At 27.5% G+C, this 13,203-nt stretch carries 12 protein-coding genes and 1 tRNA gene; 4 read left to right on the top strand and 9 right to left on the bottom strand.

Annotation, left to right across the window (positions count from 1 at the left end; genetic code table 11):
• Positions 1-11 precede the first annotated feature (11 nt).
• Positions 12-2,630, top strand: coding sequence for a hypothetical protein (locus tag XO12_RS04475; protein ID WP_175419754.1), 2,619 nt, complete (start codon positions 12-14; stop codon positions 2,628-2,630).
• Between the two features lie 54 nt (positions 2,631-2,684).
• Here the strand turns inward: XO12_RS04475 and XO12_RS04470 are convergent, their stop codons facing one another.
• From XO12_RS04470 to XO12_RS04435, 8 genes are all read right to left on the bottom strand, one after another.
• Positions 2,685-3,329 carry a TIGR00153 family protein gene (locus XO12_RS04470; RefSeq protein WP_047265579.1) on the bottom strand — a complete coding sequence of 215 codons (645 nt, stop codon included), beginning with the start codon at positions 3,327-3,329 and terminating at the stop codon, positions 2,685-2,687.
• A gap of 15 nt (positions 3,330-3,344) precedes the next feature.
• Positions 3,345-4,283, bottom strand: a complete 939-nt coding sequence (locus tag XO12_RS04465) for an inorganic phosphate transporter (protein WP_175419753.1) — start codon at positions 4,281-4,283, stop codon at positions 3,345-3,347.
• Positions 4,284-4,457: 174 nt separating this feature from the next.
• Positions 4,458-5,033, bottom strand: a complete 576-nt coding sequence (locus XO12_RS04460; protein ID WP_175419752.1) for a TetR/AcrR family transcriptional regulator — start codon at positions 5,031-5,033, stop codon at positions 4,458-4,460.
• 206 nt (positions 5,034-5,239) lie between these two features.
• Positions 5,240-6,535 (bottom strand): extracellular solute-binding protein, encoded by a 1,296-nt coding sequence (locus XO12_RS04455; RefSeq protein WP_175419751.1) that lies wholly within the window; start codon positions 6,533-6,535, stop codon positions 5,240-5,242.
• A gap of 67 nt (positions 6,536-6,602) precedes the next feature.
• Complete coding sequence (gene coaE, locus XO12_RS04450; RefSeq protein ID WP_047265583.1) at positions 6,603-7,166, bottom strand: dephospho-CoA kinase; 564 nt, start codon at positions 7,164-7,166, stop codon at positions 6,603-6,605.
• Entirely contained in the window at positions 7,163-8,530 is a 1,368-nt protein-coding gene (locus tag XO12_RS04445) for a glucose-6-phosphate isomerase (protein WP_175419750.1), read from the bottom strand. The genes coaE and XO12_RS04445 overlap by 4 nt, the downstream gene beginning before the upstream one ends.
• Before the next feature lie 27 nt (positions 8,531-8,557).
• A complete protein-coding gene (locus XO12_RS04440) occupies positions 8,558-9,070 on the bottom strand; it encodes an adenine phosphoribosyltransferase (RefSeq protein WP_047265585.1) in 513 nt (170 codons plus the stop codon).
• A gap of 218 nt (positions 9,071-9,288) precedes the next feature.
• Positions 9,289-9,495, bottom strand: coding sequence for a hypothetical protein (locus XO12_RS04435; protein ID WP_047265586.1), 207 nt, complete (start codon positions 9,493-9,495; stop codon positions 9,289-9,291).
• A 77-nt stretch (positions 9,496-9,572) separates the two neighbouring features.
• Here XO12_RS04435 and XO12_RS04430 point away from each other — a divergent pair.
• Positions 9,573-9,649 (top strand) — tRNA-Ile (locus XO12_RS04430).
• Between the two features lie 230 nt (positions 9,650-9,879).
• A complete protein-coding gene (locus tag XO12_RS04425) occupies positions 9,880-11,676 on the top strand; it encodes a PQQ-like beta-propeller repeat protein (protein WP_175419749.1) in 1,797 nt (598 codons plus the stop codon).
• Between the two features lie 24 nt (positions 11,677-11,700).
• On the opposite strand, the gene XO12_RS04420 is transcribed toward XO12_RS04425, so the two are convergent.
• A complete protein-coding gene (locus tag XO12_RS04420) occupies positions 11,701-12,129 on the bottom strand; it encodes a hypothetical protein (protein WP_047265588.1) in 429 nt (142 codons plus the stop codon).
• Between the two features lie 193 nt (positions 12,130-12,322).
• Here XO12_RS04420 and XO12_RS04415 point away from each other — a divergent pair, with 193 nt between their 5' ends.
• The gene (locus tag XO12_RS04415; RefSeq protein WP_175419748.1) at positions 12,323-13,195 is read left to right on the top strand and encodes a mechanosensitive ion channel family protein; all 873 of its coding nucleotides are present in this window, start codon (positions 12,323-12,325) and stop codon (positions 13,193-13,195) included.
• Positions 13,196-13,203: the final 8 nt, after the last annotated feature.

Below are 13,203 nucleotides of genomic sequence, written 5' to 3'. Positions count from 1 at the left end.
AGGTGTTTTGAATGAAAAAATTCTTATATTTGTTTTTTATAATACTGATTATTTCACTGTTATTATCAGCCTGTATTAAAGACAATAAAGTTATAAATGAAAACAATAATTTGAATATTTCAAGAATTATAGATATAAGTTTTAATGATAATGTTGCTGTTGTCACCTCAAAGGTGACAGCAGATTCTTTCGAATTTTTAATAACGAATGTTTCTCCAGATAAAATTGAAATTCCTTCAATGTTTATGAATATTGTAAAAGAAAAAGAAGATAAATTGTTAGTAGCAATTTCAACCATAAATTTTGTAAATGCTGGTGATGTACTTTTAACCATTAAAGCAAATAATTTTAATATCGAAAAAATTGATTATTTTTCAAGAAATACTTTAACCAAACAATATAATGATTTTGATCCTTATAATTGGAAATGGGGTGGACTGTTGGGTGATTTTAACCTGAGCGGAAAAGTGGATCTAACAGATTTTTCATCATTTGTTTATTATTATGGAATGAATTCATGCAATGAAGATGTACCTGATGAATTTTCAAGATTTGATATAGGTCCAGCTTTAAATATAGTTAATAAGGGTAATTGGAAATATGTTTATGACTATAAATTAGAGGACTGGCAAGTAAATATTATCGATTTTTCAATATTTACAGCAAACTATGGTTATAGTATTCTTGAAAGTCCTTCTGGAACAATTGTACTAAATAGCAACATAGATATAACTTCAATCTCCACACCTGCTTATAACGATATTTTAACTGTTTTAAAAAGTCTTCCTGATGAAATACATAATATTAACGATATATTTTTTAATCACAAGGAATATATTGAATCATTAATGCATGCCATTACAAATAATAATTTTCAGAGTTTCATTTTAAATTTAATAAATATTCCTGAAAATTTAGAAGAATCATTAATTAATATAATAGAAGACCTTGGAGTATTTTCTCAAAAACTTTCCATAAATGATTATCTTGATGAAAATATAAAATGGGAAATAAATGATTTTGATTGGAATGGCGATGGAATTATAGATAATAATACAGAATTACATATAGCTGCTACTGTAACTTATTATGGGCAAGAACCACAAAAAGGATCTTTTGGCCTTTATACTGATATATTATTAAAACTTGATGATATAGATAATATTGAATTTATAGGTATAGATAAAAACACACCAGGAGATGCTATATTTGACTGGGAATTTTTGACAAAAAAATTGAATTATGAAGATCTTTCTGATTATTCTCTTACTTTTGATGAAAATGATTATCTAATAGTTGATGAAGGTTTGATTTCAATGATGGCATTTATATTCAATAATATCTATGTACATGGAAGTGCTTTTTTTCTATACGATTTAAATAATCCATCTGCCACTATAACCTCCATTCTGCAAAGCGATTCTCTTGAGGCTTCTTTAGATGAATTATTTTTAACTTTGGCAAGCGATTACACTATAACTGCACCTGAAATGGAAAATAACATTTTTGGTGAAATGTTAAAACCTCGAGATGATTTTTTCGAAACAAGAGTTGCTTCAATACAAAACTCTATATTCTCTCAAAAGGATATTATAAGAACGGCATTAGAAGATTCGATTATAGATTATCTTCCACAGGAACATGACATAACTTCTGGCCCCTTTGAAATTTTTAACATTTGGGATATATATAGTTCAAACTTTTCAGAACTATTTACTAATGATATAAATATTCCTATTCATATTTTTGGTCCAATTATGATATATCCCGCTGTATTTTTCGAAAATCCAGAAGATTTTAAAGATTTAAGTATATATTTACCAGATATCACTCTTGAAGGAACTATTGATTCTAAAGAAATTGAAAAGATTATTATTGATTTTCCGGATCCTTATTTTAATGGATTAATAAGTGGAATTGAAAATCCATTAATAATATCTACTATTGATTTTAATCAAAATATGCAAAAACCTCAAATAATAAATTATGAAATGGAAGGAATTACAAGAATCAGGCCTGATGATGATGGTATTCCAACCTCAGAATTAGCTTTAAGGTTTGATGTGAATATATCTAATCCAGAAAGTGTTCAAAAAGTTGAAGTATGGAAAAATGATGAATATATAACTGATTTATATTATGAAAGAGATAATTATTATTTTAATGAAGAACTTTTTGATGTTATAACTTTAAATTTCTATGAAGATGCTAATTACACCGTAAAAGTTTATAATTATAATAATGAAGTAGTCGATTCAAAAACCTTATATTTAGGAAAACTATATCCAGAAAATTCTTTAGAAATAACTTCTCCTTATAATTTTAGTATATATACTCCTGGTGAAAATATTACGCTTCAATGGAATAACAATTTAAATTTACCTTATGAAGGAGCAGAAATTAACATAGCTAAAATTAACGAAATTACAAATATGGTTGACTGGGAAAATAGAAAGAGAGTTGCTGATGATTATGTTCCAGATACACCAAATTTTTCAATAACTGATCTATCTTATAATATTCCTGCTAATATTTTCGAGTCATCTGGAATGTATTTAATTGAACTGGTTATTTATAATTGGTCTGAAAATACTTCTTTTGAATATCATACTATTATTGGAATTCAATAACTTTTGATAAATATTTTTATTAAAATAAATAAAGGTGCGCTACCTGCGCACCTTTTATACTTTTCTTTTATATATAATTATTTGAATTCTATCAGAAACATCTTCAGATGTATCAGATATATCTGCAATCCTATGAACAAGCTTTTTTAACTGTATTTTTTTTGCAAGTGATATATCAAGTGAAAATATTTTTCTTATTGTATTTCTTTCTATAATATCAGTCTCATGCTCATAATTTTCGGTTTTTAAAATCATTTCATTAGCCTTTTCAAAATTTTCAAACATCTCTTTTGCAGCTTCTTTAACTGCTTTATATGTTACCTGGGATTTTTTTATGAGCTCAACCAGATCTGGTAATATTTCATCTGGAACTGATAAATTTTGAAGCTCTATTTCATCAGCAACACCTTCTGCTTTATTTGCAATCCTATCCATAGACTCAACAGTACCAAGCAAATCCCCTCTGAAATTAGGCAAAAAAGCTCCTGAATACATTTCTGATTCTACCTGCCTTCTAATATGATCTGCCTCGGTTTCTGCATTTCTTACTTTATCTGAAAGCTCTCTTATTCTTTCAGGTTTTGTATCTAAATTTTTTATTAATTCTACAAGCACTTCTATTGTTCTGTCAACAGCATCAAGATGTTGATCAAATAATTCTATAATTTTTTTCTCTTTTTTACCAAAAAATAATCCCATATTTGGCACCTCCTGCTAAATACTTATTTTAAAAATTGCTCTAAACACAAAGTATATAATCGCTGTAATCATTCCTGCTGAAATAGGTGTATTAACCCATGCACTTAATATTTTGAATAATATCTTTTTATTTGTTAATCTTGAGCCTCTCGCATAGCCAGCACCAATTACTGCACCAACTATCGCCTGTGATGTAGAAACTGGTATACCAAGTAATGCATATATCCACACTGTTATTGATTCACCAAGCACAGCAATTGCTGCAGAAAAATAATCAAGTTCTATTATTTGACGGCCAACTGTCATCATAACTTTATAACTATATGTTAATACTCCAAAAGATATTGCAAGCCCCCCAACCAGTGCTGCCGTACTAACACCTATTGAACTGGCAAACACGCCTGTAATATTTGCAACATTATTTGCACCAAGAGAATAAGACCCATATGCTCCAATAATAAGAGTGGCAATTTGAACAACTCTTTCTTTCATATATATAGATTTTATTTTATTAAAAGGAATTGATAGAATTTTATAGGAAATAAATCCAAAAATCATACCTCCAATTGGTGTTCCCACCCATGCCAGAACCAGTTTCAAAATTATTGACCAATTTACCCCACCTTCTATCAATCCAACTGCCATAATTGAACCAACTATCGCCTGAGAAGATGAGACGGGAACTCCAAAATATGTCATTACTGTCATTGTAATTGCTGCTGACAATACTGAAATTGACCCAGAAATCAAACTCTGTGCTGTAACGTTACTAATTGTTTCTATTCCTTTAGCTCCTCCTAATACTGCTCCAATTAATATAAAAATTGCAGAAATAATAGTAGCTGTCCGATATTTTACAATTCTATTTGATACCGCTGTACCAAAAATATTAGCTGCATCATTTGCACCCAATGACCACCCAAAAAATACTGCCGGTAATAAATAAAAAAACATATTCCCACCTTCTTTATTATAACTCAAATATATATAGTATTATATTTTATAATAAAAAGGGGAAATTATAAAATTCAAAAACATTCAATAACATTTAATTACAAATATTTAAACCTAAATATAATCGTAATTCTATATTTTATAAAAAAATAAAAAAAGAGGAATTACCATTCCTCATTTAAATCCTTTTATATCTGGTAATTCCTCTTTCTTATTAAAGAAATTCCTCAAATTTTCCAATTCTGAATCTAAAATATCCGGATTGACAATAATTTTAAAACTTAAACCTATTAAAAATGTTTTGATTAATTCCGTCGTATTTTCTAGATTTTCTAAACCTATTTCATGCACCTTTAAAAATTCTTTTATTGTATTGGTAAAATTCATATCAAGCAATCTCGCTTTTCTTGAAACTTTTTTTTGCCTATATGGATAAGTCAATATTTGAGAAAAGGCTATCATATATTTTGGTGGAGCATATATTCTTCTAATTTTTTCTTCAGCAGTCATAGTTCTTTTTTTAAAAAATTCATTTATCCAATCTTCTAAAATACTTTCACCTGTAGCGACTAATGCACCATCTTTGGATCCGAAATAATAGTGTAAAGAAGCTATCGTTAAATTAGACATCTCAGAAATATGTCTGGTAGTTGCTTCAGCTATTGATTCCTCCGTTATTATTTTAATTATAGAATCCATTAAATTTTCTTTTCTTTTTGCTCTTAATGTTGGATTTGGCCTTCTTGCCATAAAAATTAACCTCCTTTTTATCATTTTATAAACAAATTATATCATCATTTTATATCATTGTCAAATCACCTGATATATTAATATAGTTAATTTTTTGTAACAAAACAGTTTCTAAATATTCTCTAAAATTTTAAAAAGGGTGTCCAAAAAGTTTTATTAGTTGTTTTTACAGTTGATAATAAAAAAAGGCGCTTTCGCGCCTTTTTTTATTCTGATAATTCTTCATTTTCTATGAGTAAATTTTTCAACTCTTCTATCATTCTGTTATATGCTTCTTCTGCGGTAATTTTATCGTATAAGAAATCACTTGTTACTGTTCCCAATGCTCCTCTAATATCATACCATGCTGCAGGTTTTGGATCTGGAACAGCTGTTTTCAATGAATTCAATGCTATTACAGGTTTTTCATCATTTGCTACATATGACTTCCATTGTGGTGTCTCAACAACATCTTTTCTTACTGGAACATAACCTGTATTTACTGCCCAATATGCCTGATTAACTTTATCTAATAAAAATTTCATAAACATCCATGCTGCCTGTTTTTGAGCTTTTGATGCCCATGCAAACATTATCAAATCTGTTCCTGCTATTGGTGAATGAGGTACTCCATCAACTGAAGGTAATGGTGCCCATGTCCATTCATATTTTCCTTTTATTGATTTTTCTACATATGGTTTTCCTGCTATTGTTCCCATATACATTGCTATCTGTCCGTTTCCAAATGGGTCATTTAAATATCCTCCCTGCACAAATGCAACCTCGTCTGTTTTTAATTTTTTCATGAAGTTTAATGTTTTGATTGTTAAATTCTTATCCAACACAATCTTCCATTTTCCATTACCTGCATAATCTAATACTCTTCCATTCATTGCATACAAGAATGTTTGAAAATCATCTACAGTAGTTCTATACCCTAATCCGTATTGATCTATCTGACCATCACCATCAACATCTTCTGTTAATTGCTTTGCTACTTCATATAATTCATCCAATGTTTTTGGCGGTTCTACACCATATAAATCAAACAAATCAACGTTATAATATGTTGTATATACACTTTTATTAAATGGAATTGAATAAATGGTGTCTCCCCATACTGAAATATCTTTAAATACTTTGTATATCTGATTTTCCCATACTTGCTTAAACTCTGCATCCCCATATATAAACTTATTTAATGGTTCAACTATTCCTTCACTTTGAAGATATTTTGATGTCCAGTTTGAATATGCCTGTGCTATAACTGGTAAATTATCTCTTGTACCTTCATTATATGCAACAACTGTACTCAATAATTTCCTTGATAATGCACCGTAATTACCGACATAAACTGGAACGACCTCAACATACGGATTTTCTCTATTAAATGCTGCAACTAATTCCTCTAACGTTTTACCATGTCCCCCACCCATAGCATGCCAGAATTCAACTTTAATTTTTTCGCCAAAAGAAAAGATCATAACAAACAGCAATAAGGCTACCAAAAGTAACTTTTTCACCTATAACACCTCCTGAATAGATTTGATGAACATAATATTATACTACATGAAACATAACAAAATCAAATTAAATTTTTTCAAGTATTTTTAATAATTCCTTTTTAATTACATCTAATCCATTATTATTAATTATTTTAAAGTCATATTTATATTTTATATCTTTCTGGGCTAACATTATATTTTTAGCTTTTTCAACAGATATCCCCCTTAATTTTGTTAATCTTTCCAACCTATTTTTTTCTGTCGACTCAACAAATATTATATAATCACATATTTTATCCAGTCCTATTTCTTTTATTAACGCTCCATCTATAAAGATTTTCTTTGCGTTTAACTTTTTAATTATTTCTTCTACTTGTACCTTTATTTTTGGATGGGTAATCGAGTTTAGTATTTTTAATTTATTTTTATCTTCAAACACTTTTTTTGCCAGTTTTTTTCTATCTATCTCACCATTTTCGAATACATTTTCTCCAAAATTCTTCTTTAACATTTCTTTTACTTCTTTATCTTTAAGAACTTCATGTCCAATTTTATCCAGATTGAGAACAATATAGCCAAGATCCCGAAGAACCCTGGCTACTGTACTTTTTCCACTACCAGCATAACCTGTTATGCCAATAATTTTCATAATATAAACTTTTCCTTTTTTTCAAATTTTTCTTTTACTTCATTTGCAAAATTCTCATAACCTTCTCTACCCATTAAGGCATATGTAACTTTCTTACCAAGTTCAACTCCAGGTTGATCATAGGCATTTATTTCGAGTAATTTTCCCATTATAGCTGTCTGAAACTCATAAACAAAGAAAAACTGCCCTACATTAAATGCGTTTATTTCTGGAAAAACAACTTTCATATTTGGCTTTCCGTGTTCTGTTAATGCATATTCTGTGCCAAATAATTCTGTGTTTAATAATTCGGATAACGTTTTTCCACCCAGATATGAAAGAGCTGAAAATTCTTCATGTATTTTTGGTATTTTTATATCTCTTTCAAACTTTTCTAATTTTATAAATGTAACCACTTTATCATCAGGACCTTCATTATATAATTGCACTTGAGAGTGTTGATCAGTTGCACCCAAAGCTTTAACAGGGGTTTGACCTACGTTCACTACTTCTCCATTAATATTATATTTCTTCCCCAAACTTTCAGCCCACAATTGTCTATACCAATCAGCCAATAATAACAATTTGTTTGAATAGGGCATCATTACCGAAATATTATACCCTTTTTTATAATAAAGAAAATGTAATAATGCATTTAATGCCGCTGGATTTTCATAAATATTTTTATTAGATACTTTTTCAAACATTGTCTTTGCACCATTTATTAAATCTATTATATCTATTCCTCCTGCTAAAGCAGATAATAATCCCACAGGAGTTAAAACACTGAATCTTCCACCTACTTCCTGTGGAATTTCTAATGTTTCAATTCCCTCTTCTTTTGCAATTTTTCTCAAAATACCATTTTCAGGATCTGTAGTAAATATTATATGTTTTTTCGGATCTAATCCATAGCTCTCAATTATTCCTCTTGCAATTAAATAATTGGACATTGCCTCTGCAGTTGTTCCAGATTTTGAAATAACATTAAATAATGTCTTATGTGGGTTAATCTGATCTAAAATAGATGCAACAAAATCAGGATCAACATTATCAACAATAAATATTTTGGGTGTTTTTCTATTTTCCATATAATTATAATTTAATGGGTTTAATGTGGTTTGCAAAGCAATATTACCAAGAGCCGATCCACCTATTCCTAAAACTACAAAACTTTCAAATGATTGAACCCATTCCTGAATATCAAGTATTTTATCTAAATATTTTGGGTTTTCAAGTAATTTTATAAAACCAGGCTTTTCATCCAGAATTTCTGAGATTATTTTCTCTATTTTTTCTTTATATTCATTTATTTCTTCATATTTGATTCCTTTATCTATATTAGGAAAAAACATATTAGTAAAATCAAATTTTATTCCTTTCATATTACCCCTCCCATAACTGAATTGATATTAATAAGTTAATATACTTTCAACTCTCAAATTCGACAATTTTTCTCTTGGATTCAAAAAGCTCAATTCAATTAAACATAAAACACATGAAACTTCTGCTTCTAATTTTTTTACCAATGTTTCTATAGCCTGAATTGTACCACCCGTCGCTAAAACATCATCTACAACCAATACTTTTTCACCCTTTGATAATGCATCTTTATGCATCTGAATTTTTGCTTCACCATATTCAAGTGAATAAGAAACTTCAACTACATCATATGGCAATTTCCCTGGTTTTCTTATAGGAACCAATTTTTTCCCTAACTTATAGGCAAGAGCTGACCCAAATAAAAACCCCCTCGCTTCTGGCACTAAAATTGTGTCAAAATCTAATTTTTCCACTTTTTTTGCCATTTCGTCTATTACTTCTCTGAATGCATCAGGATTAGCGAGTAGAGGTGTTATATCTTTAAATATTATACCCGGTTTCGGAAAATCCGGTATATCTCTAATATACTTTTCAAAGTTCATTTTTATTCCTCCTTAATTTTTATTGACACAGGTATTTTACCATATTTTTTTTAAAATACAATATATATACCGAATATATATTATAATAATAAAATATGAAAAAAATAACATAAGTAAAGTTAATGCTACTAATGTCCAAAAAATTCAATAATATTTTTCACACAACATTTGTGTCTTTATTCAAACTTTTCAGGTAGTCTAAAAACAAAAAAAGGCCTTTAATGTGGCCTTTTCTTGTTTTTAATATTATACGATAAGAAAAAAACTATTTTCCTTTCTAATTCTATTAAAGTTACTTTATTACCTTCTTTTAGCGTTTCAAAAGCAGCTTTTAAAACAAGAAGCCTTGGATATTTATTTAATGTTATTTTAACTGGATCAAGTTTATTAAAGTTTTCTTTACTTTCAACATCTAATGTTTTCATTTTTTTTTCACTCCCTTCAAAAAAAACACTTGACAAAAATAAAATTAGATGTTATAATCTAATCGCTTAAGTTATTTGGGCTCGTAGCTCAGTTGGTGAGAGCTTCCGGCTCATAACCGGGAGGTCGGTGGTTCGAATCCACCCGAGCCCACCAAAACGACGGGGTATTTACCCCGTTTTTTTTATACCTATTTATTATTTTAATATATTTTATTTTTTTTGTCAAGTTTTTTCAATTTTTATGTTAATTTTTTAAACCCATTCTGAGAAATATATTATCCAACAAGAATAATATATATAAATAATCACTTCCCTTTTTTATTTATATATTTTATGATATAATATTAATTAATCAGGTGATATATTAATAAAAGGGTGGTGTTTATGAATAAAAAGTTACTTTTAATATTAGTTTTATTTAACTCATTACTTTTATATGCCGTGAGAATCATTCCTCTATCGGGCAATATTATAGAGGGAAAGTTACTTTCGATAAACAATTCACAAATTTTTTTAAAAGTAAATAATAAGGTGACTAAATTACCTGTTTCCGAAATCAAAACTTTTGAATTTTCTGATGATGAAAAAGAAAAGATGTTTTTTTCATTAAACAATAATTATACATTCAAAGGCTATTTGATTCAGATAAAAAATGATATCTTTATTTTCAAAAACGATGATAAGTTTTTTTATATACATAAGAATGATCTAAAAATAATAGTCACAAAAAGAAGAATTATTTCCAGTATAATAGCTACTGATTTTGGAAGGTTTTATTTTACACCTGTAAAAATAATTTCAAATAAATTATGGACTGTAAAAACAAGATATGGTATCTTTTCTTTACCTATAAATACTATAAAATCATCTTTCAGACCGGATATTTCAAGTATTAATAAAAATATTGTATATTTAACAAACGGAGACTATTTCTTCTATAACTCGGTATCTATAAAAGATTCTTTATTTGATTTTTCTATATATAATTTCAATATAAATATTCCAAAAGAAAAAATATTGTTTTTAAAAGATTATTCATATAATCCATTGAAAATTTCTTCTGAAAAAATATATAGACTCAATATAAATGGAAATAATTATTTCTTAGATGACTACAAAATTTATGATAATAAAATTTTTCTGGATAATACCGTTATTGAAAACCCGAAAATTAAGTTTATATCCAATTCTATAATAAATTTATTTGTCATAAATGATGTTTTTTATAGCGGAGTTTCTATTGATGAAGAATATTTTTACGCTATTGGATATTCAAAAAAACTGTATGAATTTGATATATCTCATGGAATACATCATACATATAATTTAAATTCTTATTCTTATGATTTTCCTGTAATTTATGATAATAAAATATTTATATCCGAGTTCAGAAATAAACTAAGCATTATCGATAAAGAAACTAACAAAACAAAATATCTAAAAGTTGATAATCCATATTCTGGAGTTACTATTTTTAATGAAAAAGATTATTTGCTGCATTTATGGTCTGAGAAATTATTATTAATTAACGATGAAAATATATTATATTCATATAACGTTATTACATCAAAAAGAAGCCCATTGATTGATTATGAAGGATATATTATTGATCTGGATATTGATGGAAATTTATATAAGTTTGATAGCAATTTAAATATTGTATTTTACATAAATTTAAATGGGAAAACAGATTATTTTAATATTGATAGTATGAATAATATTTATATTTGTGGCCCTGATAAAAACTTTACTGTTTTAGACAAAAATGGCAAATTACTATATTCATATGAATTAGACAATATTCCTTATTCATTTCCTCTCATAGATGAAAAAAATAAAATAGTTTATGTCGCATCAAAAGATACATATTTATATGCTTTGAAAAATGGAAATATTTTATGGAAGAAAAAAATAGGATATGTCCCTGGAACTGGAGTTTTGACTGAAAAATATATTATCTTAAATACATTAGATCAGGATATTTTATTTATAAATAAAACAACAGGTGTTGTGGAGAAAAGTTTTAACCTGGGATATGGTGCAAATTTATCGATGGATAATAAAGGTTTCTTATATTTCGCTTCTTCAAAAGGAATTGTTGCTATTATTGATGTTAATGATTTTGTTTTAAATCAATATAAATTTAATCCAAAACATACGGGAAATCCATATATAAAATAAAAAAGCCCATTACGGGCTTTTTTATTAAAATATTAATCCACCATTGTTCCCTTTGTTATTTTTTTTCATTTGTTCCAATTGATTTAATAAATCCGGAGAAGCTATACTAATATCCGGGCCTTCCGCCTGTTGAAGCATTTGTTTCAATTGTTCTTCATATTCCTTCATTTTTTTCTTCATTTCTTCTAAATCGATTTTTATCCAATTTAATATATCCTTAGACATTTCTTTTGCCTTTTCTTCAGGCAATTCTAAGCTTTTCCCTTCTAATTCTGTATGGGCTTTAAATTCATCTTTAATAGCATCCACCAGATTTTCTTCTGTTAATAATTCATTTTTATATAACACTCTTAATGCTATATTAGTTCTGAATTTTAAATCCTCTAAAGACATTTCTAAACCTTCTAATTTTGCCATAATAACATTTATAAGTTGATCTAAAGACACCTGCATCTTAAAACCTCCCTTTCTTTTCTCAATAAATTATATAAATACTTCTTTAAATTACTATTTCTTTTATTTCATAAATAATAATTTTATTTGTCTTTTTATGTTATAATTTAGACGCAAGCATTTTTAATACCCTGTCCAAAAATAGATAAACATTTGAGGAATTCTTAACAATTTTCTTTGAAGAGGTGAAAATATGGAGTTATTAAATTCTTTTTTTACTTCTTTTTATGGAAAAAAGATTTTATTTTCATTAGGAATAATTATAATTTTATATATAATAAGAAAGATAAACTATATCATTGTTATAGAAAAAATAGAAGATTCAAAATCTAAATACTATTGGAATAAAACTTCTAATTATCTACTAATTTTAATTGGCATTTTATCGATCGGAAGATTATGGTTTGTTGGTTTTCAATCTATTTCCACATTTTTAGGCCTTTTTTCAGCTGGTCTTGCTATTTCTTTAAGAGAAATTATAACAAATTTTGCTGGTTGGCTATATATTATATCAAAAAAGCCCTTTGTTATCGGAGATAGAATTGAAATCGGAAAATTTGCTGGTGATGTTATTGATATAAGCGTATTAAACTTTACCATTTTAGAAATTGGAAATTGGGTAAATGCTGACCAGAGTACAGGAAGAATCATCCACATACCAAATGGGATAATTTTTAATCAAAATCTAGCAAATTATACTAAAGATTTCAAATTTATATGGAATGAAATACCTATCCTAATAACCTTTGATAGTAACTGGAAAAAAGCTAAAGGGATTTTATTAGATATTGCAAAAAAACATGCTGAACATTTGAGTAAAGAGGCTGAAGAAAAATTAAAAAAAGCTGCTGCTAAATATATGATTTATTATAAAAAATTAACTCCTATTGTATATACTTCTGTAAAAGATAGTGGAATATTATTAACTATAAGATATTTATGCCAACCAAGAAAGAGAAGAGGTTCTTCACATGAAATTTGGGAAGAAATTTTAGAAGAATTTTCAAAACATTCCGATATAAATTTTGCTTATCCAACACAAACTATACATATAGAAAAAAATTAATATTTATT

It is taken from the genome of Marinitoga sp. 1154 (assembly GCF_013363285.1).
GTDB lineage: Bacteria > Thermotogota > Thermotogae > Petrotogales > Petrotogaceae > Marinitoga.
The sequence above is the reverse complement of the archived record's forward strand: the minus strand, read 5'-3'. Positions and strand labels throughout refer to the sequence as shown.

Bases quoted from the DNA above. Each gene is read 5' to 3' on its own strand.
- XO12_RS04475 (WP_175419754.1), top strand. From the start codon at position 12: ATGAAAAAATTCTTATATTTGTTTTTTATAATACTGATTATTTCACTG.
- XO12_RS04470 (WP_047265579.1), bottom strand. From the start codon at position 3,329: ATGGGATTATTTTTTGGTAAAAAAGAGAAAAAAATTATAGAATTATTT.
- XO12_RS04465 (WP_175419753.1), bottom strand. From the start codon at position 4,283: ATGTTTTTTTATTTATTACCGGCAGTATTTTTTGGGTGGTCATTGGGT.
- XO12_RS04460 (WP_175419752.1), bottom strand. From the start codon at position 5,033: ATGGCAAGAAGGCCAAATCCAACATTAAGAGCAAAAAGAAAAGAAAAT.
- coaE (WP_047265583.1), bottom strand. From the start codon at position 7,166: ATGAAAATTATTGGCATAACAGGTTATGCTGGTAGTGGAAAAAGTACA.
- XO12_RS04445 (WP_175419750.1), bottom strand. From the start codon at position 8,530: ATGAAAGGAATAAAATTTGATTTTACTAATATGTTTTTTCCTAATATA.
- XO12_RS04440 (WP_047265585.1), bottom strand. From the start codon at position 9,070: ATGAACTTTGAAAAGTATATTAGAGATATACCGGATTTTCCGAAACCG.
- XO12_RS04435 (WP_047265586.1), bottom strand. From the start codon at position 9,495: ATGAAAACATTAGATGTTGAAAGTAAAGAAAACTTTAATAAACTTGAT.
- XO12_RS04425 (WP_175419749.1), top strand. From the start codon at position 9,880: ATGAATAAAAAGTTACTTTTAATATTAGTTTTATTTAACTCATTACTT.
- XO12_RS04420 (WP_047265588.1), bottom strand. From the start codon at position 12,129: ATGCAGGTGTCTTTAGATCAACTTATAAATGTTATTATGGCAAAATTA.
- XO12_RS04415 (WP_175419748.1), top strand. From the start codon at position 12,323: ATGGAGTTATTAAATTCTTTTTTTACTTCTTTTTATGGAAAAAAGATT.